At 41.7% G+C, this 24874-nt stretch carries 23 protein-coding genes and 1 pseudogene; 15 read left to right on the top strand and 9 right to left on the bottom strand.

Annotated features, from left to right (window positions below; all coding sequences use genetic code 11):
* Positions 1–23 precede the first annotated feature (23 nt).
* The 6 genes from ACZ42C_RS13950 (at position 24) to ACZ42C_RS13925 (ending at position 5961) form a co-directional block, all read left to right on the top strand.
* Positions 24–863, top strand: a complete 840-nt coding sequence (locus ACZ42C_RS13950) for a malate synthase (RefSeq protein WP_461182171.1) — start codon at positions 24–26, stop codon at positions 861–863.
* Between the two features lie 407 nt (positions 864–1270).
* On the top strand, positions 1271–2443 hold the full coding sequence (locus ACZ42C_RS13945) for an Alp7A family actin-like protein (protein WP_461182172.1): 1173 nt from the start codon (positions 1271–1273) through the stop codon (positions 2441–2443).
* A gap of 15 nt (positions 2444–2458) precedes the next feature.
* On the top strand, positions 2459–3070 hold the full coding sequence (locus ACZ42C_RS13940; RefSeq protein WP_461182173.1) for a hypothetical protein: 612 nt from the start codon (positions 2459–2461) through the stop codon (positions 3068–3070).
* Positions 3071–3413: 343 nt separating this feature from the next.
* Entirely contained in the window at positions 3414–3641 is a 228-nt protein-coding gene (locus ACZ42C_RS13935) for a helix-turn-helix domain-containing protein (protein ID WP_461182174.1), read from the top strand.
* A complete protein-coding gene (locus tag ACZ42C_RS13930; protein ID WP_461182175.1) occupies positions 3638–4399 on the top strand; it encodes a DnaD domain-containing protein in 762 nt (253 codons plus the stop codon). The genes ACZ42C_RS13935 and ACZ42C_RS13930 overlap by 4 nt, the downstream gene beginning before the upstream one ends.
* 122 nt (positions 4400–4521) lie before the next feature.
* Positions 4522–5961, top strand: a complete 1440-nt coding sequence (locus ACZ42C_RS13925; protein ID WP_464891278.1) for an IS6 family transposase — start codon at positions 4522–4524, stop codon at positions 5959–5961.
* A 502-nt stretch (positions 5962–6463) separates the two neighbouring features.
* On the opposite strand, the gene ACZ42C_RS13920 is transcribed toward ACZ42C_RS13925, so the two are convergent.
* Positions 6464–7060 carry a hypothetical protein gene (locus tag ACZ42C_RS13920; RefSeq protein ID WP_461181682.1) on the bottom strand — a complete coding sequence of 199 codons (597 nt, stop codon included), beginning with the start codon at positions 7058–7060 and terminating at the stop codon, positions 6464–6466.
* Between the two features lie 60 nt (positions 7061–7120).
* Between ACZ42C_RS13920 and ACZ42C_RS13915 the strand changes: the two genes are divergently transcribed.
* From ACZ42C_RS13915 to ahpF, 3 genes are all read left to right on the top strand, one after another.
* The gene (locus ACZ42C_RS13915; RefSeq protein WP_461181681.1) at positions 7121–7393 is read left to right on the top strand and encodes an acylphosphatase; all 273 of its coding nucleotides are present in this window, start codon (positions 7121–7123) and stop codon (positions 7391–7393) included.
* Positions 7394–7551: 158 nt separating this feature from the next.
* On the top strand, positions 7552–8118 hold the full coding sequence (ahpC, locus tag ACZ42C_RS13910; protein WP_461181680.1) for an alkyl hydroperoxide reductase subunit C: 567 nt from the start codon (positions 7552–7554) through the stop codon (positions 8116–8118).
* 58 nt (positions 8119–8176) lie between these two features.
* A complete protein-coding gene (gene ahpF / locus ACZ42C_RS13905; protein WP_461181679.1) occupies positions 8177–9709 on the top strand; it encodes an alkyl hydroperoxide reductase subunit F in 1533 nt (510 codons plus the stop codon).
* Positions 9710–9782: 73 nt separating this feature from the next.
* Here the strand turns inward: ahpF and ACZ42C_RS13900 are convergent, their stop codons facing one another.
* From ACZ42C_RS13900 to ACZ42C_RS13890, 3 genes and pseudogenes are all read right to left on the bottom strand, one after another.
* Entirely contained in the window at positions 9783–10217 is a 435-nt protein-coding gene (locus ACZ42C_RS13900; protein ID WP_461181678.1) for a VOC family protein, read from the bottom strand.
* Positions 10218–10363: 146 nt separating this feature from the next.
* The gene (locus ACZ42C_RS13895; RefSeq protein ID WP_464891277.1) at positions 10364–10762 is read right to left on the bottom strand and encodes a hypothetical protein; all 399 of its coding nucleotides are present in this window, start codon (positions 10760–10762) and stop codon (positions 10364–10366) included.
* Positions 10763–10952: 190 nt separating this feature from the next.
* Positions 10953–11258: pseudogene (locus tag ACZ42C_RS13890) on the bottom strand (glutathione-dependent formaldehyde dehydrogenase); the annotation flags it as partial.
* Positions 11259–11598: 340 nt separating this feature from the next.
* On the opposite strand from ACZ42C_RS13890, the gene ACZ42C_RS13885 reads away from it, so the two are divergent.
* The gene (locus ACZ42C_RS13885; protein ID WP_461181676.1) at positions 11599–12954 is read left to right on the top strand and encodes a cyclic 2,3-diphosphoglycerate synthase; all 1356 of its coding nucleotides are present in this window, start codon (positions 11599–11601) and stop codon (positions 12952–12954) included.
* Between the two features lie 143 nt (positions 12955–13097).
* Here ACZ42C_RS13885 and ACZ42C_RS13880 read toward each other — a convergent pair whose 3' ends face one another.
* Positions 13098–13577 (bottom strand): GNAT family N-acetyltransferase, encoded by a 480-nt coding sequence (locus ACZ42C_RS13880; protein WP_461181675.1) that lies wholly within the window; start codon positions 13575–13577, stop codon positions 13098–13100.
* A 266-nt stretch (positions 13578–13843) separates the two neighbouring features.
* Between ACZ42C_RS13880 and ACZ42C_RS13875 the strand changes: the two genes are divergently transcribed.
* Complete coding sequence (locus tag ACZ42C_RS13875) at positions 13844–14368, top strand: sigma-70 family RNA polymerase sigma factor (protein WP_461181674.1); 525 nt, start codon at positions 13844–13846, stop codon at positions 14366–14368.
* The gene (locus tag ACZ42C_RS13870) at positions 14361–15236 is read left to right on the top strand and encodes an LCP family glycopolymer transferase (protein ID WP_461181673.1); all 876 of its coding nucleotides are present in this window, start codon (positions 14361–14363) and stop codon (positions 15234–15236) included. Before ACZ42C_RS13875 ends, ACZ42C_RS13870 begins: the two co-directional genes overlap by 8 nt.
* Before the next feature lie 272 nt (positions 15237–15508).
* Here ACZ42C_RS13870 and ACZ42C_RS13865 read toward each other — a convergent pair whose 3' ends face one another.
* Positions 15509–16912 carry a purine-cytosine permease family protein gene (locus ACZ42C_RS13865; protein ID WP_461181672.1) on the bottom strand — a complete coding sequence of 468 codons (1404 nt, stop codon included), beginning with the start codon at positions 16910–16912 and terminating at the stop codon, positions 15509–15511.
* 314 nt (positions 16913–17226) lie between these two features.
* Here ACZ42C_RS13865 and ACZ42C_RS13860 point away from each other — a divergent pair, with 314 nt between their 5' ends.
* The 3 genes from ACZ42C_RS13860 (at position 17227) to ACZ42C_RS13850 (ending at position 21811) form a co-directional block, all read left to right on the top strand.
* On the top strand, positions 17227–17430 hold the full coding sequence (locus ACZ42C_RS13860; RefSeq protein WP_461181671.1) for a hypothetical protein: 204 nt from the start codon (positions 17227–17229) through the stop codon (positions 17428–17430).
* 420 nt (positions 17431–17850) lie between these two features.
* Positions 17851–21135, top strand: coding sequence for an ATP-binding protein (locus tag ACZ42C_RS13855; RefSeq protein ID WP_461181670.1), 3285 nt, complete (start codon positions 17851–17853; stop codon positions 21133–21135).
* Positions 21128–21811: a response regulator transcription factor gene (locus ACZ42C_RS13850; RefSeq protein WP_461181669.1), complete on the top strand. Its 684-nt coding sequence runs from the start codon at positions 21128–21130 to the stop codon at positions 21809–21811. The genes ACZ42C_RS13855 and ACZ42C_RS13850 overlap by 8 nt, the downstream gene beginning before the upstream one ends.
* Before the next feature lie 78 nt (positions 21812–21889).
* Here ACZ42C_RS13850 and ACZ42C_RS13845 read toward each other — a convergent pair whose 3' ends face one another.
* The 3 genes from ACZ42C_RS13845 to ACZ42C_RS13835 all read right to left on the bottom strand — a co-directional run bounded on the left by ACZ42C_RS13845 (position 21890) and on the right by ACZ42C_RS13835 (position 24766).
* Entirely contained in the window at positions 21890–22231 is a 342-nt protein-coding gene (locus tag ACZ42C_RS13845) for a DUF4870 domain-containing protein (protein ID WP_461181668.1), read from the bottom strand.
* Positions 22232–22573: 342 nt separating this feature from the next.
* Positions 22574–24097, bottom strand: coding sequence for an AbgT family transporter (locus ACZ42C_RS13840; protein ID WP_461181667.1), 1524 nt, complete (start codon positions 24095–24097; stop codon positions 22574–22576).
* Positions 24098–24307: 210 nt separating this feature from the next.
* Positions 24308–24766 (bottom strand): Dps family protein, encoded by a 459-nt coding sequence (locus tag ACZ42C_RS13835; RefSeq protein WP_461181666.1) that lies wholly within the window; start codon positions 24764–24766, stop codon positions 24308–24310.
* Positions 24767–24874 lie beyond the last annotated feature (108 nt).

The raw sequence follows: 24874 nt of genomic DNA, 5'->3' as shown, positions 1-24874 counted from the left end.
CTACAAATAAGGAGAGTGTGTTAATGAATTTACTAAAAGAAGAAATAACGCATGAAGTTTTTGGTAAAGGAGATATCGTGGATCAGGATGAATCTTTCATCACCATTGATTTCAAAGAGGGTACCAAAAAATTTGTTTACCCGGATGCTTTTGGAAAATTTATCACACTGAAGGACCAGGACACGGCAAATTCTTTGAAGAAAGTTGTTTCTCAAAGGAAGAAGGAAAAAGAAGCGCGAGAAAAGAAACAGGAAGAAGAAAGAGAACAGTTGGCACTTGAGCAGCAGCTCAGGGAAAAAATGAAAAACCATAAAATCCATGAAAGCTCTCAAATAGTCTTTTGGCTGGATGAAGAAGAGCAACAAAATGTTTTTAATGAGTGGCGAGTGTCTACAGGTAAGATTCAAAGCGGAAAAAATGCAGGCGAGCCCAACAGTCCGGCCCGATTGCGTCTGAATAGCGCAGCCCTGTTGACCGCAAAAGCACCTGATCAACCTGAAACGGAAAGACAGATTCTCGGTCTCTATATGGTAAATGAAATGTTTACTGGCCAGCTTGGCGATGATGGCATGATCCCGGCTCATACGGAATTCAAAATTAAGCTTACGGATCAGGAAGCGGAAAAAATGCTTTTCTGGAATTATTATATTAATAAGGCTTACCCGCATCGGAAGACGTGGAAGTCTGGTAAATATCGTTATTTTGATAATGTGTGGACCGCTCAAATCCTGAAAGATATTATTGCATTAAAAACGGATGAAGCGGAAATCAAAGCAGCTGAAAGCTTTTTGGAATACTTCTGTAAAATGAATGCCATTGATGTGGCTAATATTCCGGAGGCAGACGGAGTTTTAAAACAATAGTAATCAGATTATTTAAAGGGGCGATTCCCAAGCTATGGGGAATCGTCCTTTTTTGTGTTTTTTGAAATTTTCCATCTTCCCCCTCTCTACATGTCAGTAATCGTACTAATAACCATCACAGGTAAACATGTAAACGAAATTGTACACAAATGTTTACATGTGAGTATACATGTAAACAAAAGCGTTTACTTCGTACTGTGGTAACGTGTTCACCGTTTTGAGAATATTGTTTACATAAATGTATACAAAAATCAGGATGTTTACTGAATGTTTACAGGTTTACATTTATATTTCTTTTTCATGAATGCCATTGAAGAAACGAATAATCTCTTTTAACGTTGATACACAGTACAATTTTACTTAGTACAAGGTATTAAATAATCTTTAAATGGAAAAGGATGAATGAAATGTCTGATTCGAGAATTGCAGCTGTTGATGTTGGTAATGATTCGATTAAAGCTATCTTTGGAGAAATGGATTATGAATTAAATATTCCCAATATCATTGCCAGAGATACAGAAGACCGTCCGGTAATTGGAATAGAAGATTTGGACAATAAGGATCCGCTAGAGGGAATTCATGTAAAGGTGCATTCCCCGGCTTTAGAAGAAAATAATGCAATTTATCGTATCGGCCACTTAGCCACGAAAAGCAGTAATGCAACAGAGCTGGACCCGGGAAGCAGTAAATCGGAGGAAGATCAAACATTGATTATGCTCCTGGCCACATTGGCACTGGATGCTGTTCGGAAAGAGAATGAGTCGGTTTTTCCGTGCGAAAAGAATGTGGTAGATGCTAAATACACACTGGGGACGGGGCTCCCTCTTCGTGAAGCGAAAGAGGGAAAGGATGCCGGTTATCGCTCGAAATTAACAGGAGGCGTGCATCAGGTGGAATTTCTCGTTACACCAAAGTACCAGGGTTTGAAAGTGAATGTTAAATTTGATGAAGTTAAAGTATACCCTGAGGGGTTTGCCGCCTATATTAACCTTGTCATGGATAATAATCTTAACGTGATTAATAAAGACCTAATCGATAAGAGAATTTTAATTCAGGACATTGGTGGGTTGTCTACAGATATCGCCGTAATTAGAAACCGGAATGTGGATGATGATAAGGCGCAAGGATTCCATCTTGGTGTATCTGAATCATTAGAAGCGATAAGAGAGGAAATCCGGTCCAAACATGGGGTGGAATTGGATAGCCGCCGCGATGTGATTGATATAATCACAAGGAAAAATAATCGTAATCATATTATGGTCAAAGGAAACCGGACAAACATTCATGATATTACAGATCGAATACTATTGGAACTGGCCAAAAAACAATATCGTTTATTGCGGAATATATGGCAGAAGAACTCTCAAACAGAGATTTGTTATTTTGTTGGTGGCGGCTCCAGTGCTTTAAAAGATTATTTAAAATCGATAAATAATAGTTTGGATGGATATAATATTGAGTTTTTTGAAGATGAAAAAGAGAGTATATGGATGATGGCAAACGCTTATTACAAGCTCATCAACGACCATGTAAAGAAGACCGAGAAGAAAAAGGCGCCGAAGGAAAAGGCGAAAAATTAAAGTTAAGGTGATTCTATGAAAAAGCCCGGCTCAAATGAGGTGAAAAGGGGACAAGCAATCTCTTTCCGCGTCCCTGCTGATACACCGGATCATTTACTAAAACAGCTGCAGAAGCTAAAAGAAACAGAAAGAAGGAATTTTTCCAGTAAAATTGCCGAGTTTGTAATGCAGGGGGTAGGGCAGTCCCTCTCAAGGGAAAAAGAAGTGCTTTCCATTCCCCTCCCCCATAAGTTAACGAAAGCACAGCGGAATTGGTTGAAGCATGAACATTCGGAGGCGTTGCTTGGCAGCATTATCTATCAACTTTTAATGGACCCGGCCCGAGCTGCTTCCCTGCTTGCATCGATAAACAGCAATTCCTTGGATTTGGATGAGGCTCTGTATCTTCAGGAAGAAAGTGATATGGATGAAGGTGGCACAGAAGAATCAAACAAGGAAGACCATTTATCTTCAAAGCAGAAAACAACTTCAACTGAGATGTTAAATAAGTCCGGTGATGACTTGGATGCATTGAAGCTGGAAAACATAAAAGAAGCTCAAGCCGAAGAAAAGGAAGAAAAAGAGGATTCATCGGATGATGATTTAGATAGTCTGTTAGGTGATTTTCTTGCAGAAATGAATAAGTAGTAAGCATAAGTGAGTTAAAATATTAAGAGAGTAAAAATAAAAATTGTTAATGACAGTAGAATTAGGTAGAGCGCTAAATTTATTAAAGTTTGCCCGCGCTGTTTCATGGAGCGGCCACAATAGACTGTTCCCCGCCAAGATGGCTAGGCTGCGTAGAGAATAATCCCTCATGTACCTGCAAAAGCGCATGAGGATTTTTTTAATGGTTATTATTTTCGTAGATTGTAAAATAAGTGACCTGAACAGGAAAGTGTAATCATTAAAAAAATCCAACCTAAAATGCCACCAACCTTCCTTATTGTTCGATTAATAGTCATGAAAGAACAAAAGGGAGGTTTATTATATGAAAAGAAAATCAATGACCGTAAAGGAAATGGCTGCATATTTAGGTATTCACCGCGATACCGTCTACAAGATGGTGCGGGCAGGAGAAATACCGCATTACCGGCTTCGGGGAAAGATTCAATTTTCCCCAGAAATGGTGGATGCCTGGATTCGGGAGCAGGAACTGCAGGGATATTATGATGGGGCGGCTGAAGTGATGAAAACAACACGTGGGACGGAACAATGAACTATATAAAAGAATTAAATGCTTTCCGAAATTGGCTGTTGCTGCACGATTTATCAAGTGGTGCCATATTGTTATGGCACACCTTGATGTCCATTAATAATATGGCCGGGTGGAGCAGCAAATTCAATGCAAATGAAAAGATAATTCATCAGCTGACCGGTTTACCGGAAAACAGACTTGCTGAAGCTCATAAACAGCTCCTGGACCACGACTTAATCGTTTATCATAAAGGATGTAAAGGAAGATCTTCTGTCTATCAAATGGTTTCCATGGATGAAAAAATGAACCAAAGCACCGGCAAAAGTCAGCATCAAGATGCTAAACAATACAACCCTCCATTGGCCCGGTTTGAAGGAAAAAACGAGGAGGGATGGCGGGTTCCATTCCGGACTGATTCCGTTGCGATACATAATCATCATAAAGAAGAACAAGTACAAAGCAGACACGCATACGAGTGTGAAAATCCATTTGATGTGTACAGGAAAAACTTTGGTATTTTGGGCCCTGTTGCCATAGAAGCGATTAGTGCGTGGTGCCGCGAGCTGGGGGATGAAATCGTGATTGCCGGAATAAAGCTGGCAGTGAAAAGAGGTGGACTTTCGCTTAGGTGTATTGAGGAAATTTTGAAGGAATGGACAATTTCCGGGCTTGTATCGATGGAGCAGGTATGGGCGTATGAGAAACAAAAAAGCGGAGAACATAAAAAATTGCATAGACTTCCCCCGGCGTGCCGTTGCGTATTGTCAAAAGTTTCTTAGTAAAAACCTGTGTTTTTGTTGTTCTAAAGCGTTTTTTAACGAAAAAACTTGCCACCCCCTTAAAAATAGGCTATTAATGAGGTAACCACACACCCAAAAACGCCTAAAAAGGAAGTGACAAGTTGTTACCTCAATTTATAACTTATTTGCTTGCTTATATCAAGTTTCAAGAGATAATTATTTTTGGTCTCTTAGGAATAATTCTTGGTAAGTCTGTTGCCAGAGACCTATTTGATGAACCTGTTAATAAGCCTTATCGAAAATTAGAAGTTGATGATATGCCAGTGATTGAAACCCTGGAAAAACTGGATTATCAGGAACTTCTGAAAGATTATCAAGCTACCCATGGAAAGGAACTAAAACCAGTCAAACGTCATAAAAATAGTGTGGTTAACATACCAACGATGATGACTTGCCCTAAATGTTCAGCACCTGAAGCCTATTTATATGCCAACAATGGTGAAAAAGGTCAGTATCAATGTAAAGTGTGTGCATGTCTGTTTAGTAAACAAAACCGGTATCTGAAAGAAGCTGTCCTTAAATGCCCACATTGTTTAAAAACCTTAGAAAAGATCAAGGAACGTAAAGACTTCTACGTTTTTAAGTGTAAAAACGATAACTGTTTGTACTACAAAAAGAAAATCCAGCAAATGTCGAAAGAAGAAAAGAAACGTTTTAAACAAGATCCGCAGGCATTTAAAGTCCGGTACATCTTTCGGGAATTTCACTTTGACTTTAAACCGTTATCCAAGGATACTCCCGTGAAACCCAAGGTTGATCTTTCACGCATTTACGTTTCGTCACATACACTTGGGTTAATCTTAACCTATCATGTGAACTACGGGCTTTCAGCTCGTAAAACAGCTGCATTGATGTTCGATGTGCACCAGGTTAAAGTTTCACACCAGACAATATTGAATTACATGAATAGTGTTGCTCTCATCACAAAACCGTTTGTCGATCACTATCCTTACGAACTGTCTAATAGCTTTTGTGGTGATGAGACATATATTCGTGTAAAGGGCCGATGGCACTACTTGTTCTTTTTCTTTGATGCGGTAAAAAAAATTATTCTATCGTACCCTGTCTCACCAAATCGTGATACATTGTCAGCCATCAAAGCTTTGGATCAGGTGCTTCAAAAGTTCAAGAAAATACCTGAGGATCTAATGTTTGTCGTAGATGGCAATCCCATTTACATTCTGGCACAGCACTATTTCGCTCAACATGGCATTCACTTTGATGTTCATAAAGTAATTGGGTTAACCAATGATGATCCAGTTTCAAAGGAATATCGTCCCTTAAAACAAATTATTGAACGGTTAAATCGTACGTTCAAAGGCAATTATCGAGCAACAACCGGGTTTGGTTCTCAGGCAGGCTCCGTCTCTTATGTGACACTTTTTGTGGCGTATTTCAATTTCTTGCGCCCACATGCCACACTAGAGTATAAATCTCCTGTGATCATCCCAGAGCTTAAAAGAATGCCTAATATGCCCGAAAGATGGGTGAAATTAATTGACATGGCTCAGGATTTCGTGGTTGACAAGCAGGCATCCTAGATTGAATTTTCCTGACCAGAGTTTTTCCTTTGTTTGCCTTGGCGACATTACCTTAGATGGATGTGAGGTTGTCAAGTGCTTTCCTTGACTACCTCTCATTCATCTGAGACCATGCGAAGCAGCAAACAAGGAAGGATAATTAACCGCAGTTTCATCGGTTTATTTGGTATGTCTTTTTTTATTTATAGTACAAGTCTTAAAAGCTAATTTCTTATTTCTTAGACTGTTTTTAGACGTTTCAGATCAGCGAAGTGACAAGTATTTTATTTTCACTTGTTTTTCATAGAACTTTTTACACTACCTGCCGTTGACAACCCTTGTTTTGCGTTTTACAAGTTCAGTTATTGGACTGCGGGAGATGACAGGCACCGGAGATGGTCCGCTGGTTACTTGGTATCTAGCTTATGATGGAAATGAAATATATCTTTTGTATAAGAAAAGCCTTCAAATACTACATGTTTAAACGATTGAAGGCAATTTCTTATGGTAAAAGAAGAGAAACTCAGGAATGAAGATCACTTTTTTTGGCTTTCCTGAAACCAGCGATAATATCGTAAATCAAGTACGTAATAATCGAAACGACAATGACCCATAAGATTAAATAAGGAAAAATCTCCATATAATCCATCGGCAGGTTAAATTTCTCTGATAGATCAGCTAAGTAAGCTGTATTAAACAGATTAGCCTGACTGGAGATAATGATAAGGAAAGTCATATAAATTAAATGATAAACTCCATTTATGACTGCAATTGATTGACTCCACCAGCCTTTCAGCCATTGATAACCAATCAGCCCGCCTTTTAAAATCAGCAAGCCGATAACGAATGGGAAAAAGGATTGGAGCATGGATTCATTAAATACGACTTCATCCAGTATTACTGTATAGCCTGCAACTGCGAAATACAAAGCAGCAGCAATAACTGTCATTACGATGCTCGACAGGATGGCGGTTTTTGAAATTTTCTTTTTCAGCGGCATGGAGGTCATGCTATTCAGGTCATCAGGCTCCCATGGCTTTCCGGTTGCGGCAGAGACCTTTTCATCACTATATACGCCGATAAATTCCAGGGGTGGAAACCATGGAGATAATAGCAGCACTTTCTAAATCAGATGTGGATCCCGTTAATTTTTGTTACGATCAACATAGAGGTGATAAGCATGAGATATGTAAAAGTTAACGTACAAGGTGATGTGCAGGGGGTCGGCTTTCGTTATTTTACACAGAAAATGGCCATGAAGTACACCATTGTTGGCTGGGTGAAAAATGAGCGGGATGGCAGTGTACTTATAAAAGCCTTTGGGGAGGAAGCGGCTATCTCGGACTTCTTGAATGAAATTAAAAAAGGACCTCCAGGGTCGTCGGTAAAAGAAATGGATGTAACAGATCTGAAGGATGAGCCGGCATTTACGGATTTTAGAATTACAGGGTAAAAAACCGATGGACTGTGGTGCCTGTCACTCCCCGAAATTGCTCGAAATTTGTCGAATCCTTAAATGGGCTGTTCTGCACTCTTTGCCCGACTTATAATTAAAAAGTTTTTGGTCAAAACTACTTTAGTATGCAGAAGAAATTTAAGGAGGAGCTACATATGTCTTTGGTAGGAAAAGAAATATCATCATTTAAAGCGCAGGCCTTCCGGGCTGGCGAGGATTTTTTTGAGGTAACGGAAGAGGATTTAAAAGGAAAATGGAGCATTGTTGTTTTCTACCCGGCGGATTTTTCTTTTGTTTGTCCAACGGAACTGGAGGATGTGCAGGAACAATTACCCGAGCTGGAGAAGCTTGGCGTACAAGTATATTCCGTTTCCACGGACACACACTTTGTCCACAAGGCATGGCATGACCATTCCGATGCAATCAGCAAAATTACTTATACCATGATTGGGGACCCGTCACAGCAGATTTCCCGGAACTTTGAAGTCCTTGACGAAGAATCCGGGTTGGCCCAACGTGGCACATTCATTATTGACCCCGACGGTGTGATTCAAACAGTTGAAATTAACGCAGACGGTATTGGTCGTGATGCGAGCACCTTGATTGATAAAATCAAAGCCGCCCAATACGTGCGCAAAAATCCGGGAGAAGTTTGTCCGGCGAATTGGGAAGAGGGAGAGGAAACGCTGAAGCCGAGCCTCGACCTTGTAGGCAAAATTTAAGTATTTTTTGGCCAGGGCCTGCTTTTTCAAATGCAGGTTCATAGAAGGAGAGATTAACGTGTTGGATGAGAACATTAAGCAGCAGCTGGAACAATATATGCAGCTCATGGAGAATGATACCGTCATTAGATTGAGTGTGGGAGCAGATGATCTGTCCAAGCAGATGGCAGAATTAATAGATGAGTTGGCGGCTATGTCTTCCAAAATCAGTGTGGAAGAAACCACTCTGAAAAGAACACCAAGTTTCAGCGTGAACCGGCCAGGGGAAGATACTGGCATAACGTTTGCCGGCCTGCCGCTTGGCGAAGAATTTACCTCCCTTGTTCTGGCACTGCTGCAGGTGAGCGGTCGTCCGCCCAAAGTGGATGAAAAACTGGTAAGCCGCATTGGGAAGCTGGACGGGGAATATCACTTTGAAACATACGTCAGCTTAAGCTGCCACAATTGCCCTGTTGTGGTGCAGGCACTTAATGTAATGGCGGTTCTGCACCCCGGCATTTCCCATACGATGATTGAAGGCGGCGCCTATAAAGATGAAGTGGAAAACAAGCATATTATGGGGGTGCCGACTGTTTTCCTGAACGGGGAAGAATGGGGCGGCGGCCGGATGGAATTGGAAGAGATACTTCAAAAATTAGGGAGCACATCCGATCCATCTGAATTTGAAAATAAAGCACCCTATGATGTGCTGGTGATAGGCGGTGGTCCGGCTGGCGGCAGTGCTGCTGTCTATGCAGCAAGAAAAGGTATCCGTACCGGCATTGTTGCTGATCGTTTTGGCGGTCAGGTGCTTGATACCAGTTCAATAGAGAATTTTATCAGTGTAAAAGAAACAACGGGTGACTCGCTTGCCGCAAGTATCAGGGAACATGTGGACCAATATGGAATAGATGTAATGAATACACAGCGGGCGAAAAACGTGGAGAGAAAAGTGGATTTCATTGAAGTAGAGCTGGAAAATGGCGCTGTGCTGAAAAGTAAAACAGTAATTGTTGCTACAGGTGCCCGCTGGCGAAATGTCAATGTTCCCGGCGAGCATGATTATAAGACAAAAGGTGTAGCTTACTGCCCGCATTGTGATGCGCCTTTATTTGAAGGGAAGGACGTCGCTGTGATCGGCGGCGGGAACTCAGGAATTGAAGCAGCAATCGACCTGGCCGGTATTGTAAAGCATGTGACGGTGCTTGAATTTGCGGATGAACTGAAAGCAGACTCCGTACTTCAGGATCGCTTAAACAGTCTGTCAAATACCAAAGTGATAAAAAGTGCTGCCACGAAGGAAATTCATGGTGACAGCACGAAAGTTACCGGACTGAGCTATACGGATCTCACGCTCGGTGAGGACAAGCATATCGCGTTGGATGGTGTTTTTGTACAAATTGGACTGGTGCCAAACACGGAATGGATTGGTGGCGCCATTGAAAAAACAAAAACAGGTGAGATTATCGTAGATCAACAAGGTGCAACAAATGTACCCGGCATATTTGCTGCGGGGGACTGTACAGACAGTGCATATAAACAAATCATCATCTCCATGGGATCCGGAGCCACAGCAGCATTAGGCGCATTCGATTATTTAATTCGAAATTAGAACGGTGGAGAGGTGCCTGGCTGGGCGAGGTGCGGGACGAGCATTTAGCGCAGTCCCAGGCACCCACCACAATTTACCCCTCTCTATTCTCTTCCCAAAGCTGAACTCTTTCTTCAAAGCTCACTTCCCTGTGCACCTCATGCAGCATCCAATGGTAACCGAAAGGATCGTTAAAGCTGGCATTGGACACACCGAAATCAGCCAATTCCGTAACTGCCTGCATCTCCTTGCAACCGGCTTCCATCGCTTTGGCATAGATTTCCTTAATGTCAGGAACAGTAATATTAAACCACATCGTTTGGTGCGCATCCGCAGCAGGTGCTTTCAACCCAAATTGCGGATTTTCATCCAGCATGTGAAAATGCATGCCATACAGGGAGAAAATTACTTCATTCTCTCCTTTGGGGAAATTTGTGACCTCCACACGTTTAATATCAAATATTTTTTCGTACACCTCCAGTGCCTTCAGACTGTCCGGGACAATGAAATCTATTTCTACTCCTGTCATGAGCCACCCTCCTTTAATGAGTTTCATTCATCCTTCTTTAGTATAACCCTGTAATGGATTTAATTAGTCCTTCAGGCCAGGTATTAACCATGCATGTATTTTTGCGTAAATATAAACTATTTCAGATTAGGCATCCCCATAATAGATTACTCATCTTCCAGGTGTTTTAATGGTTGATTTGTTTCCCTATGTACAGCATCCACCTGCACAATTTGGTCGGTATCTTGCTTGTAGGAGTAAAAATAGTGCACGGCCGGTTCATCTTTAAATGTCACGACCACAGCTTTCATTCTTTCGTCCTTACCTGCATTTACAATAACCGTTTCTTCAATATGAGCTTCTATGTCATAACCTTTTTCTTCCAAGTGGGAAATCGTATCTTCTCTCAGTGCGTTTTCTTCCTGTTGTGCCATATATAAACGAACCCCGTTAAATAAAATAAATACAATAATAATTAAAAGCACAATATGTTTTTTTCGAATAATAACAACTCCCGTATTGAGGAAAACCAAAACCTGTTTCCAAAGTCGCAAAAACTCAAACATAAATACTGCTTTCATTTGCTGTTCATTATCTCAATTCTTTAATGCACGTGCAATAGTTTGTTAAATATTTATCATTCGTCTTCAATGCAGTCAAATACAAAAAGCCTGCTCTCCAATAGTTTATGGAAAACAGGCTCTTTGATGGTAAGCCGCCGCTCAATTTGTGAATGGGCAAAAGACTGACAGATTATTACGGCTTGAAAATAATTTTAATTGATCCGTCTTCTTTCTTATTAAATATATCATAAGCTTTTGCTGCTTCATCCAGGCTGACTCGGTGTGTAATAATATCTGTCGGGTCAAACGCATTGTTCTCAATCATCTCATACAGTTTCGGCATGATATTTATGACGGGAGCTTGTCCCGTTTTTAGAGAAACATTTCGTGTGAAAAAATTCCCAAGCGGAAAGTTATTTGCTTCTGTGCCGTATACGCCTGTAACCTGAACCGACCCGAATTTACGTACAGATTGTGATGCAGTGATAAGCGGGCATAAGTGAAGGTCTGAACCGCATATTCCACTCGCGGTAATACGTACAATCATATCCGTACTTTCCTGGATTTGCGGGTCATCCACCTTTTTTGCCTCCATTGCCTCTTTTCCCTGAAAGGTTACAGCCTTCATGTGAATCACATCCTTCTTCATAATATGTATAAAGTCTGTTACCATAATTACATATAAATAAACACAGGATAAAAAAATAGTTTCATTTTCATCCTTTTCCCTTTTGTATTCGAGTTAAGCGGATTGCAGACATTATAAAAAAACCATTGAATAATTATACATTTTTAGTTATAATTATAACAATTCATTTTAACGTACAGGAGAGAGTGCCATGGAAACAAAAAATGTTATTATTATCGGTGCGGCAGGAAGAGACTTTCATAATTTCAACACGTATTATCGTGATAATAGTGCATATAACGTCGTTGCTTTTACAGCAGCACAAATTCCGGATATCGATGGAAGGAAATACCCGGCTGAACTCGCAGGCGAATTGTATCCGGAAGGAATTCCAATTTACGCCCAGGAGCAGTTACCGGAGTTAATTAAGAAATACGAAGTAGATGAATGTGCTTTTGCATACAGTGATGTGAGTTACGAAACGGTGATGGGAGTCAGTGCAATCGTGAATGCAGCCGGCGCCAGTTTTACGTTGCTCGGTCCGAATCAAACCATGTTGAAAAGCAAGAAGCCGGTTATTTCCGTATGCGCTGTACGTACGGGTACCGGCAAAAGCCAAACGTCCAGAAAAGTTGTAGAAACATTGCTGGAGCAGGGTTTAAAGGTGATCGCTGTGAGACACCCCATGCCTTACGGTGATTTAACTGCACAGCGGGTCCAGCGTTTTGCGACAGTGGAAGATTTGAAAAAACATAATTGTACCATTGAAGAAATGGAAGAATATGAACCGCATGTAGCACGGGGGAATACGGTGTATGCCGGTGTGGATTACGCGGATATTCTCGATGCAGCGGAAAACGACCCTGATGGTTGTGATGTGATTTTGTGGGACGGGGGAAATAATGACTTTTCTTTCTTCGAGCCTGACCTGGCGATCACCGTGCTGGACCCACATCGACCGGGCCATGAACTGAAATATTATCCTGGTGAGGTCTGCATGAGAACAAGCGATGTGTCCATTATTAATAAGGTGGACAGTGCAGAAGAAGCCGCTGTTCAAACAGTGGAAAGCAATATTAAGGCTGCCAATCCGGACAGCACGATTATCAAAGCTGAATCCACCATTACTGTTGACCAGCCCGACAGTATTGCAGGAAAACGCGTACTAATCGTGGAAGACGGTCCGACGCTGACCCACGGAGAGATGAAACTTGGTGCTGGGACAGTAGCGGCAGAACGCCTTGGAGCCAAGGAAATTGTGGACCCGCGTCCATTTGCAGTAGGTACGCTGAAGGACACGTTAAATAAATATGACCATATTGGAAATGTGCTTCCGGCCATGGGGTATGGTGAGCAGCAGTTAAAAGATCTGGAAGAGACGATTAATCAGACAGACTGCGATGCTGTTATTATCGGCACGCCGATTGACCTGACCCGGGTCATTTCCATTAATAAACCGACAACCCGTGTACACTATGACCTTGATGAAATCGACGGCCCGAATCTAAACGAAATACTGAAAAACTTTACCGAGAAACATCAGCTGAATAAGAAACAGACCGTATAGAACAGGTGGTGCTTGGGACTACGGCACAGTAGTTCCTCGTCCCACCAAAAAACTGTCACTCCCCGCAAATGCTCGAATTTTGTCGAATAGCAAAAAGAGGGGGTGGCAGGCTTTTTCATGCTGTTAAGAATTTTTCACACCTACTATAATATTTTTTTAATAAACCACGTATCCATGGTGCTGTGCTCGGAACCTTCGAGCGGTTTCTCGAGTTCCTGAAAGCCTAGCCGAACATAAAGCTGATTGGCTGCCTGGAGTTTCTCCATGGTTTCCAAATAACAGTATGTATAATGTTCTTGTGCGAAGTCAAGCGCCGTTTTCATCAGCTCCTTAGCCAACCCTCTTCCCTGGTATTCCGGTGAAATATACAGTTTTTGCAGCTCACAGACTCCCGGCTCTTCTCCAAACGGGGCAATTCCCACACCGCCGGCCACTTCATTTTGTTCATTCACTACAACCCAATAGTTTGCATTTGGCTGCTCCCTGTAATATTGGGCAAGACTGCCCAGCTGCGGATCAAAATAGGCTGTTCCCGGAATATCCAATCCAAATGACTCCAATGAACGTTTAATAATCTGCTCCATTGTTTTATTATCTTTTTCTTCTATTTGACGTATTTGCATAAACTAATCCCCTCGTGCTCTATTTATCTTTCATAGATTTTAACATATATATTGAGAAAAAGTTTTTCGATTTGCTTGTAAAGATCATTTAACCAGGGAGCCGCCTTTATGTAACAGGTGTGGATGAGGTAAGATTGAATGCATATGCATAAGGGTGCAATACGACAATCCAGCAATAACTCAACCATTAATGAATGTTTGAAACCATTTTCGTCCCGCTGTCGTCAAAAGGTTAAATATATATCAGGCTGAAAAGAGGAGGAGTCATGGAAGAGGGGAAGAAAGAAGCGCTTTTGGAGCAAATCATGGTGGAATATGGCAGTGATTTGGTTCGATTGGCATATAGTTACGTCAAAGATACAGAAACAGCAAAGGATTTGGTTCAAACTACCTTCATTAAGTGCTATGAAAAACTGGACCATTTTCGTTTTGAGTCATCGATAAAAACATGGCTGTACAGGATTACCATCAATCAGTGCAAGGATTATTTAAGAAGTTGGCACTTTCGGAAAGTACAGGCCAGAAGTGTACTGGAAAGTGCGATTGGGTCATTCTTACCTTCAGCAGAAGATAAGGTGATAAAGCTTACTCAATCCGAAGAGGTGGAGCGGCTTGTCTTTTCTCTATCCAAACATTACCGGGAAGTTATCTTCTTGTATTACTATAAATCTTTTACCATTAAGGAAATAGCCGAATTAACAGACCATAATGTTAACACAGTGAAGACAAGACTAAGGCGGGCAAAGCAAAAGCTGAAAGTTTTACTGGAGGAGGGGAATATTTATGGATAGAAGAAGGAAGAAAAAGTTTTTTTCCTATTTGGAAAAGGAAGAGCTGGAATTTACGGAAAAAGACCGGGTGGAAACCGTACATAAGATTCGGGAAAGGAAGTATAAACAACAGCAAACACTGCTGTACAAAAGCAAACGCTATATTGTTCCTGTATTTGGTACTGTTACAGCACTTATTCTGGCAATCATTCTCCTTTTTCCAAATCTCGACTTTGGTAATGAAATTGTTCAGGAGAACCCTCATCAGGCAACACAACAGGAACATTCCTCTTTTTCCATCTTAATATTGGGGAAAGATACCGCTGATGAAACAAATCGCAGAAACAGTTTAAACATATTGCTTACGTACAATAGTCATGAAAACAATTTGAATGTCGTGTATATCCCTCGTAATGCGTATGTGGAAGTTGTTGACACAGAAGGGGACGTGATGACCGAGGATAAGTTAATACATGCTTCTGCCTATGGAGGTGGACCGGAAGCTGCTGTATTAACGGTGTCGAACTTATTGGATATCACCATCGATTATTACGCCGTTAATTCGGAAGAACGTATATATGAAAAGCTGGGAATTGGCAAGGCGGATGTGAAAGAAAATCGAAAGGTAATCAGTGACATGGGAGAACTAATAAAAGAGGAATTGACTGCACCAAAAATTAAAATGCTGCTGGAAGAAAGCAGTGTCACCAATATTTCAAGTAATGTACTGAATATGATGGAGGATATGGATTCCGTATCAACAAGAGTGATTGATATGGCGGAAGGTGCTCAAGAAAAATTTATGGACGGTATTTATTATTTAGAAATTGATCCTGCATTATCGAAAAAAACTTCTCAAACGTTAAATGAACATGTGGAAGAAAACTAGTTGAATATACCTCAGGATAAGAATTGCAGCATGGACAAAAAAGCAATGTATCCTGAAAATTGAGGGAAATATAAAAGGGATGTACTTTCCACCTGCAGTATGACTTAAGTGGAGGTGCATGACAAATGCTGAGAAAAGCAGAAAAGCCGCAAACACTATAAGTTTGCGGCTTTTCCCCGTAAATTATGATTGCCATTCGACAAAATCCGAGCTATTTCGGGAAGTGACAGGCACTCTCCCAGGCACTCTCCCAGGCACTCTCCCAGGCACCCTCAGGTACGAATGAAATCTTCTTTTGGTATATCGCCGGTTTCTTTTTTTATATAATATTTTCCTTTTGTAAAAATAGCGAGTATAACGGTTATGACAGCTGCCAGGATGGATGCAAAAAATGCTGCGGTGCTTTGCAGGAATTCTCCCATTAACCCTATGGCAGCTACGGTTCCCAGAACACTTGCAATAAGCAGGGAAACGACACCGACCGGATTCCACTTAAACAAGTTATCCTGTCTGGCCTCATAATAACCTGGTCCGAGTTTCAGGAACCGTTTAACGATAATGGCATCCGTTACCAGAATACTCGCCCAGGTCATCAGAAATACACCCTGGAAAGTCATGACAAGTGTCAAATGGTCCACGATCTTCCCGAGCATTAAAATAATTGCAGTTATACCTGTAACTACTACCCAGAATCTTCTCCCGGGTGTAAATTTAAATATGTTTTCAAAAAAGGATGACAAGGATAGAGAACCACTGTAAATATTTGTTATATTAATGCGAATTTGTGTCAGCATGGTAAATAAAACTCCCCAGAATCCAAGAAGCAGAACGATATAAGTTCCGGGGTTGGGTTCTCCCAGACGAACACCAAACCAAATTCCAAGTCCTCCCATGACTCCAAAACAAAAAATCTGCGGAATGAATCCGATGGCAAAGATGCCCACTTTCATGTCTTTTGGTTTCAGGAAACGGGCATAGTCTGATGCAAGTAATGGTGTCAGTCCCATAATCCCATGCTGCATGCCAATACATAAAAGCAGTGCCGTCCCGCCAACCTGAACTCCTTCAGGCATGTACGTCCAGAAAGTTCCTTCATATCCGGAAGGCGTCAAAGCAGCCATAATGATGGCAGCAAATAAAAATAGAAAGAATAATGGTAAGGACCATTTTTGCAATTTGTCCAACTGCTTGATACCAAACCAGTTAAGCGGGATTACAACTGTTCCAAATATAAGAATCCACACCCATTCCGGTACACTTGGAAAGAATACATGAAACGCTGCTACTAAAATGAGTCCTTCCAGTGCGCAATACATAATAAAATTGGTGGCATAGATAAATGAGGTCAAAGATGCACCAATGTAACCAAACCCGCCGCCTCTTGAGAGCAGGTTCACGTTCATCCCTGATTTTGCGGATAAATAGGCAATGAAGGTGCCGAGTATTCCGGCAACAATAATAGCGTATATGGCAGATATGAGCGCATTGACGGCTCCGAACTGGAGAGCCATGACGCTGCCCATTTGAAAATAAAAAATAGCTGTCGCAATACCAAAGGTAATATTGGTTATACTTAGCCATCCCATGTTTCTTTTGCCCCGGGGCACTCTGTCCAATGAATAATCGTCCCCCAGGTCGTCAGTATTTTGTTTTGCTGTAAGTTCCTTAGCTTCCATCGTACGTTACTCCTTCTTGTAAAGTTATTCACATAATCGTTGTTTGGAATAAACACCTACTTTCCCGATATGATTTTTTGACACTATGTAAAGATACCAATTTAAAGATAGTTCAACAAACGCGATAATGGACTGTAAACCGACATAAAACTGTCACATTTGTCGATATCTGTCGAATACTGCATTTATCATAGGTATAGTACTTTTATGATGGGTGCTTGATACTTTCTGAACTTTGTCACTTTTAACTTCCTATCATACATATACCTGCCCTGTTCGGAAATACTAGAGGTTAAAAACGGAGGTGATTGCAAGTGTGGAATGATATACGTAATAAAAAGCATCTGCGTAATGTGCGGAAGGAAACCGATAATCCTGCTATATTGAATGATGTTATTGATAGTGGAATGGAGCAGGAGCAGAATGAATCTCCTGGAAAAGGGAACCCATTATCTCCACTGCAGGAAATTGTCCGAAATAACACGGACGGAAAAACGTGGCAGAATGTGGATGAATAAAAGTTCACGAATAAGTCGTTCCATTTTCCGATTCGGCTTTGACATCAAAACGGCGGGGATGCATAGAGGCATCGTTGTAGCCGAAAATACGGCCAAAAAAATGCAGCCAGCAGCTATTATACTGCTGGCACTGTACTTTCCCATTTCGATGTCTGCAAGTAAATCTAATATTACAGAGCTTATGAGCTACTGTATAAGCAAATATACCCACACTTCACAATGTTCTTCAGGAAATAACTATACTCCTAAAAAGATTACAGGCCTAACTGTCACACCTTATCTCCTTATACTACGTCAAACTAGCCCATTTACCTGTCCTGTTCCAATTCCAAAACAAAATTTTAATTATTCCCTATTTTCATCATTCACCTTCCAATTACCTATTAATGTACGTTATAATGTACACAGAAGGGGGGTGGCATGGTGAGGTTTCTGTTGGCTGGTATTTGCTTTTTCATTTTAACATTGCCCACCGGTTTTACCGATACTGTGTTTGCTGAAACGAATGCGCTTATTTTGGATGATGACACCGAAGTGTTGGATGTGTATGAGGAAATGCTTTTGTTCAAAGACCGGGAAGATGAAATAACGATAACGGATCTGGAAAATCGCATAGCAGAAATCCCTTTTGTGCGCGAAGCGGAAATTCAGCAACAACCGGGTTTTTTTATGAGGAGCAATTGGCTTCGGTTTGAAGTGGAAAATCAATCGGCAACTGACGAATGGCTGTTGGAATTTGCCTTCCCGCTTATTTACGAATTGCAGATTTATCAGCAAGCAGATGACGGGATGGAGGCCTTATATGATACAGGAGCCGTCCACCCTTTCGATCACCGTCCCACCCTTTACCGGAACTTTGTTTTTGATTTGGAAATCGAACCGAATACAACAGAAACCTATTTTGTGAGAGCGGTAGGCAGCGGTGATCTGCATCCCCCGATTAACATATGGGATACGCCATCATTTTTGGAAAAACAGCAAGTGGAATTAATTTTGTTGGGCATTTTCTACGGTACGGTTCTGGTTATGATCTTATACAATTTCTTTTTATATCTCAGTTTGCGGATGCGCAGTTACCTTTACTACGTATTGGTTATCCTTTTGACATTAATGGGGAAATTGTCCATTAACGGATTGGGGTTTCAGTATCTTTGGCCGGACTTTCCTGAATGGAATGCCATAGCAACACCTGTATGGGTCAGTTTGGCTTGTATTATGATTGTGATTTTTTCCAGGTCTTTTCTGGATTTGGATTATTACTTGCCAAAAGTAAAATACATACTCTATCTTCTTGTCATCTTGAACGTAACGGTGATTTTATTACTGTTTTTTAATCACTTCTGGGCATTGTCCATGATGGTGATCAGTGCGTTGGCTACCTTTATTACCATCATCCTTGCTGCTGGGATCAGCCTGCTTCGCGGGGCCAGGCAGGCGAGGTTTTTTCTGGCGGGCTGGCTTATATTTTTAACAGGAGTTTCCATTACTATATTGGAAAGAACTGCTGTCCTCCCGTTTAATCTGTTCACGGAATATGCAGGGCAGGGAGCATTGACATTGGAGGTTGTGCTTCTCTCCTTTGCGTTGGCTGATAAAATCAATATGATGCGGAGAGAGAAAGAAGCAGCAGAAGCAGAAGCAGCGAAGAACCAGGAAAAGGCCCTGGAAAATTTGAAACAGGCGGATAAATTAAAGGACGAATTTATTGCTGTAACCTCCCATGAATTACGCACGCCACTATACGGAATGATTGGCATTGCCGAAAGTATAAGGGAAGGCGGATACGGACCGGTAAATCCTGCGCTGCGTAATCAATTGTCCATGATTATGGCAAGCGGACAACGTCTCACCCAATTGGTGAATGATATTTTGGATTTATCTGTAATGAATCAGCGATCATTAAAATTAAAGCGGAAAAAAGTCCATGCTTCTAATATTGTGGAAAACGTCTGTCTAATGTGTCAGGTGCTGGTGAAAGGAAAACCCGTGGAACTGATTAACCGTGTCGGACAGGAGCTTGCGCCCATATATGCAGATCCGGCCCGGCTGCAGCAAGTAATGTATAATTTGGTTGACAATGCGGTGAAGTATACGGAAGAAGGCAGTGTCATTATTGAAGCTGAAGAAGTGGAAGGCATGATAAGGATTGACGTGAAAGATACCGGTATCGGCATCTCAGAAGAAGATGTGGACCGGATTTTTCTTCCATTTCAGCAGTTGAATCCCCACGTCGACAGGGAAACGGCAGGTTTGGGGCTTGGTCTTGCTATTACAAGACGGCTCGTTGACATGCATGAGGGGAGGATGGAAGTCTCCTCCTTCCCCGGGGAAGGTACTGAGTTTTCCGTTCAGATTCCTTTGTATAGGACAAAATGGGAAGGGTCTGCAGAGCAACACCCGACGGTATCGGAAGCTCCCATTCCATCTTCTCTTTTTCCAATGAATACCGATTACCATGTAGATTTGCCTGAAGTGGAAAGTAAAAAAATGAATGGAACGATACTGGTCGTGGATGATGAACTGGTAAATGTACAAATTATGATCAATCATTTGGCGATGGAGCATTTCCGCGTACTTCATACGACAGATGGGAATGAAGCCTATGAAATATTGGAGAATCACGAAATTGATCTGGTCATTTTGGATTTAATGATGCCGTCGATCTCCGGTTATCAAGTATGCCGGAAAATCAGAGAATGTTATTCATTGCTGGATTTGCCGATCCTCATGCTGACAGCCACCAGTCAAAGCCAAAGCAAGGTGACTGCATTTGAATCCGGGGCTAATGATTATCTGGTAAAGCCTTTTGATAAATCAGAACTACTATCTCGTGTAAAAACGCTGGTGCGAATAAAGAAGTTTAATCGTGAACTCATGGATCTAAATCAGCATCTGGAAGAAAAAGTGGAAGATAGAACGGCCGCCTTGCATAAACTGAACCATGAACTGATGGGTATGAATGAGCAATTAATTCAAATGGCAAAGTCACGTCGTGATATGCTGCAAAACATTGCCCATGAACTTGGAACTCCCGTGACAATCATTCACAGTTATATGCAATCTTTAAAAGAAGGATTGGTAGCGCCTGATGATGCAGCATATGCCAAATTGGTCACCAACAAGCTGAATATTTTACAAAGATTGATTCAGGATTTATATGAACTGGCTCTCCTGGAGAATGGCAGATCAAGCCTGATTTTACATACCTATCATCTTGGAAACTGGTTATCTGATCAATCAGCCCAAATTAGACTGGCAGTCCAGCAGAAAAATAGAAGGTTTGAAGGCTCGCCTGTTCCAGAGCGAGCATCAGCATATGAGATACAGGTAGACCGGGAAAGGATGGGCCAGGTATTTTTAAATTTAATTTCCAATGCGGTAAAGCATACAAGTGATAAGGAAGGCGCTATAGCATTTAAACTTGCCCTGGATGAACAGGAACAGGTGCTTACCATTCACTTTTCGGATAATGGAACAGGTATGTCCGACGATGCTCTTCCGCAAATTTTTGAACGGTTTTATAAAGGTCAGCCAAAAGAAGCAGAGACACAGGAAAGCATCGGCTTGGGACTTGCAATTGTAAAAAAAGTAATGGATGCCCATCAGGGGCAAATCAGTGTGAATAGTAAAATCGGAAAAGGAACAACATTTTCCCTCCGGCTGCCGGTGCATAAAATGGAAGGAAAGGAGCTTGAACATGTCTGAATATAAAATTCTAACCGTGGAAGATGAATATGCTTTAAGGGATATGGTGCGCATGTATCTTGAAAAAAAGGGATACAGCGTAATTTCTACTGCTGATGGGCGAAAGGTATTGTCCCTCATGGAAGCCCACGAACCCGATCTCATCCTTCTGGATATAGAAATGCCCGGGATAGATGGGTTTGAAGTATGCCGGCAAGTGAGAAAGAATAGTGATATACCCATCATTTTTATCAGTGTAAGAAGAGAAACCATCGATAAAATAAAATCCTTGGAACTGGGAGGCGATGATTACCTGACCAAACCATTTGAATTCGGTGAACTGGAGGCAAGAATTAAAGCGCTCCTCAGAAGGACGGGTCGGGGTATAGATACATCTCATCAACTTGTTTTTGGTGATTTGCGGCTGGATGTCAAAAGGTATCAATGCTTCCTGAAAGAGGAAGAGATCCGGTTATCCAAAAAAGAAATGGAATTATTATTGCTGCTTGCCGGTAATCCAAACAGGGTGTGGTCTTCCGAAGATCTGTATGACCGGGTATGGGGAATTGACTCCATGGGAAATGTAGAAACTGTGAAAGTGCATATCAGCATGCTGAGAAGGAAGATTGAGCCGGATCCTGACGGGCCAAAATATATTAAAACAATAAGAGGCTTTGGCTATACATTTCGTGAATAATTGGACCCGGCCATTTTACGCTTTTGGACTTTCTCTGTTTCTGTATTTGTCGTGTCGGGAACTGTCATCTTAGTCAGCTCAAGCAGCTTTTTCCACTTGGTCCTTTGCAATCTTGCCAATCATAGGCAGTTGGAAATCACTCCCATTGTAAGCTTTTACCATGCAGTATATCCATAAAATGAGGCCAACCGGCATGAGCAGTAAAGAGATGACCCAACCAATAATCGGTACCATTCCAGCGACAAAGCCGATAATAAAAAGACCGGCCCATAGGAAAATGGATTGAAAAGCATGATAACGAACAAACTTATTGTCCTTTTCAATAAATAAGAAAATAATGCCGGTAATAAAACCGAAAAGATAGCAAAGTGCACCAGACACGTTTGGTGTCATGCCGGATTCTGTTTTTTCTTCCATCATAAAACCCCCTCCTCATACTTATTTACTATATTGTATAAAGCGAAGGTTAAATTCAGGTTAAATAACCGGGAAAACTCACAATTATTGCTTAGTTTTATAATGAAAAGAAAGTTTTATGGTTCTTTGTCAAAAGAAGGGTGGGATCCGGGTATACTGGAGCTATATTATAACTGAGGGAGCAGAAAACATGTTTTGTTTAGGGAGGAAAACATGGTTTTTTAATCTGCAGTCCCATAATTGGTTTTTAAGTAATGGGAGCATGTATGAATATCATAGCAGTGCCCAGACATGAAGTACTTGCTGCTGGAACAGGCAGAAAGGAGCCCTGTCCCCACTGTCCAGCTACAAGTAAATCTCAATCCCCGGTCCGATTGGTATCCCCAGAAAAACAAAAATCAATAGCAGCAGTGTCCATATGGTGAGAAATGTGATCGTATACGGGAGCATTAAAGCGATCAGCGTGCCAATCCCAGCCTTCTTATCGTACTCTTTCATAAAACCAAGAATGACGACAAAATAAGGGTTCATCGGCGTAATTATTCCCGTGGATGATTCGGCCAGCCGGTATGCTGCCTGGATAAATGCCGGGTGATACCCAAGGAAATAAAACATTTGCAGGAAAATCGGCGCCTGCAGCGTCCATTGAGCAGCCCCGCTGAAAATAAGCAGGTTTAACAAAGCTGAGAAAAAGATGAAAACAACTATAACCCCAATGCCGGTCATTCCTGCAGATTCCAGGAAAGTGGCTCCACTTACGGCAATCCAGGAACCCATATTGGTCCAGTCAAAATAGGCGATGAATTGGGACGCGGCAAAAATCAGCACAATAAACCCGGACATGTCTTTCATGGCTTCTCCCATCAGCTGGGCTACAGAACGGGAGCTTTCAATTTTTTTCGTCGTCCGTCCATACGCAATAGCAACGGTAATAAAAAACAGCATAATGATCGGTACAATACTGGCCAGGAATGGGGATGGCACCATGCCTCCGTCCTCGTTGCGAAGCGGGGAATCCGGGAAAAACAGCACAAACAGCAGCAGTGCAATATAACCGGCAGCAGCCAAAGCGGCGTGCTTCAGTGCCTTTTTCTCCACCGGCTTCACGGGCTCAAATTCTTTATCCTTATTGCCTTCATATTTGCCAAGCTGCGGCTCCACCAGTTTTTCTGTAATCAATCCGCCCGCGATGGTCAGCAGGAAGACAGAAGTGAGCATGAAAAAGTAATTATCCACCGGCGTAACGGTGACGTCCGTATTCAATGTTGCCATAACATCCGCAGAAATACCTGCGAGCACCGCATCTGTATTGGCAATAATGATGTTGGCGGTGAAGCCGGCGCCAACCCCGGCAAAACCTGCAGCAAGACCTGCCAGCGGATGCCGTCCGATACTGTAAAATACCATCGCTGCCAGCGGCGGAACAATAATAAAAGCTGCATCAGCAGCAAGGTTTGCGATAATGCCGGTGAAAATAACAGCATACGTTACAAGGGATCGTGGTGCTTTTAAAATCGTCCGCTTAATTACTGTCTCGATCAGACCAACTTTATTGGCCAGCCCGATGCCGAGCATCATGGTCAGTACAATGCCAAGCGGGCCAAAACCAATGAAGTTGTCAATCATGGAAGTGAGCATGAATTGCAGGCCTTCCGCAGAAATGAGGCTTTGGATGGCAATTACCTCATCTTCCCCTGGCACGGTGAAGGTAATATCAAATAAGGAAATAACCCATGATAAAATAATGACAATTACCGCCAACATAATAAATAAAATAAATGGATCCGGCAGTTTATTGCCGATTCGCTCAATGCCCTGCAATATTCGGCTTCCTTTTCCTTTTTGTTTCGCATCCCGCTGTGCAGCCATTTGTCCCACTTCCTTTACATTGCGTCGTTAATTATGCTATCAGCATACTAAACTTTTCCCATAGAATATGTCAAGTATGTAAGATTTTACTGGTAAAATATCAATAAGCCAAACGAAGTGTATTCACGCTATCAAAAAAGCCCTGGAATCACCAGAGCTTTTCGCATAATCGGCCGGGGTGTTTGCCCGCTGCTGTCTTTTGTCTTTATTTTATTTCGCTTCATTGCCAAGATAGGCCTGCAGCATCCAAACATTCAGGTCAATTTTCTCTTTTATTGCTATCGACATATCAGCGGAAACGTGATCCCCTTTGTCTTCTGCCAGCTCAATTCCTTCTGACAGGAACTCACCCAGTTTTTTGTAATCATCTACAAGCGCACGAACCATGTCGTCTGCGGATAGGTTTTTGTCCGCCGCTTTTTCTTCTATAATGGAATGCTCATTGAACTCTGCCAATGTAGAATACGGCTCTCCGCCGATCGCAAGTAAACGTTCCGCTACATCATCCAGGTCCGCACTTACATCATTATATAATTCTTCAAATTTCTCATGAAGCGTGTAGAAATGCGGTCCCTTTACATACCAATGAAATTGATGCAGCCGAGCGTATAATACCCCTTTCGTTGCCACCAGCTGATTCAAAAAGTCTTTTACTTCTGTGTGTGCCATTAATTTTTTCCTCCCTTTATATAATTGAAATAAAAATAAAGCAAAATCAGATGCTGTTTGTACAAAGTTTTATTTAAAAATTATTATAATCTAAGCGTCTTTTGATTG

It is taken from the genome of Virgibacillus kimchii (assembly GCF_055379185.1).
The sequence above is the reverse complement of the archived record's forward strand: the minus strand, read 5'-3'. Positions and strand labels throughout refer to the sequence as shown.

Coding starts and splice junctions, on each gene's coding strand:
- ACZ42C_RS13880 (WP_461181675.1), bottom strand. CDS start 13,577: ATGCAAATACGTCAAATAGAAGAAAAAGATAATAAAACAATGGAGCAG.
- ACZ42C_RS13885 (WP_461181676.1), top strand. CDS start 11,599: ATGGAAACAAAAAATGTTATTATTATCGGTGCGGCAGGAAGAGACTTT.
- ACZ42C_RS13875 (WP_461181674.1), top strand. CDS start 13,844: ATGGAAGAGGGGAAGAAAGAAGCGCTTTTGGAGCAAATCATGGTGGAA.
- ACZ42C_RS13940 (WP_461182173.1), top strand. CDS start 2,459: ATGAAAAAGCCCGGCTCAAATGAGGTGAAAAGGGGACAAGCAATCTCT.
- ACZ42C_RS13950 (WP_461182171.1), top strand. CDS start 24: ATGAATTTACTAAAAGAAGAAATAACGCATGAAGTTTTTGGTAAAGGA.
- ACZ42C_RS13845 (WP_461181668.1), bottom strand. CDS start 22,231: ATGATGGAAGAAAAAACAGAATCCGGCATGACACCAAACGTGTCTGGT.
- ACZ42C_RS13930 (WP_461182175.1), top strand. CDS start 3,638: ATGAACTATATAAAAGAATTAAATGCTTTCCGAAATTGGCTGTTGCTG.
- ahpC (WP_461181680.1), top strand. CDS start 7,552: ATGTCTTTGGTAGGAAAAGAAATATCATCATTTAAAGCGCAGGCCTTC.
- ACZ42C_RS13850 (WP_461181669.1), top strand. CDS start 21,128: ATGTCTGAATATAAAATTCTAACCGTGGAAGATGAATATGCTTTAAGG.
- ACZ42C_RS13835 (WP_461181666.1), bottom strand. CDS start 24,766: ATGGCACACACAGAAGTAAAAGACTTTTTGAATCAGCTGGTGGCAACG.
- ACZ42C_RS13870 (WP_461181673.1), top strand. CDS start 14,361: ATGGATAGAAGAAGGAAGAAAAAGTTTTTTTCCTATTTGGAAAAGGAA.
- ACZ42C_RS13840 (WP_461181667.1), bottom strand. CDS start 24,097: ATGGCTGCACAGCGGGATGCGAAACAAAAAGGAAAAGGAAGCCGAATA.
- ACZ42C_RS13855 (WP_461181670.1), top strand. CDS start 17,851: ATGGTGAGGTTTCTGTTGGCTGGTATTTGCTTTTTCATTTTAACATTG.
- ACZ42C_RS13895 (WP_464891277.1), bottom strand. CDS start 10,762: ATGTTTGAGTTTTTGCGACTTTGGAAACAGGTTTTGGTTTTCCTCAAT.
- ACZ42C_RS13935 (WP_461182174.1), top strand. CDS start 3,414: ATGAAAAGAAAATCAATGACCGTAAAGGAAATGGCTGCATATTTAGGT.
- ACZ42C_RS13865 (WP_461181672.1), bottom strand. CDS start 16,912: ATGGAAGCTAAGGAACTTACAGCAAAACAAAATACTGACGACCTGGGG.
- ACZ42C_RS13915 (WP_461181681.1), top strand. CDS start 7,121: ATGAGATATGTAAAAGTTAACGTACAAGGTGATGTGCAGGGGGTCGGC.
- ACZ42C_RS13945 (WP_461182172.1), top strand. CDS start 1,271: ATGTCTGATTCGAGAATTGCAGCTGTTGATGTTGGTAATGATTCGATT.
- ACZ42C_RS13900 (WP_461181678.1), bottom strand. CDS start 10,217: ATGACAGGAGTAGAAATAGATTTCATTGTCCCGGACAGTCTGAAGGCA.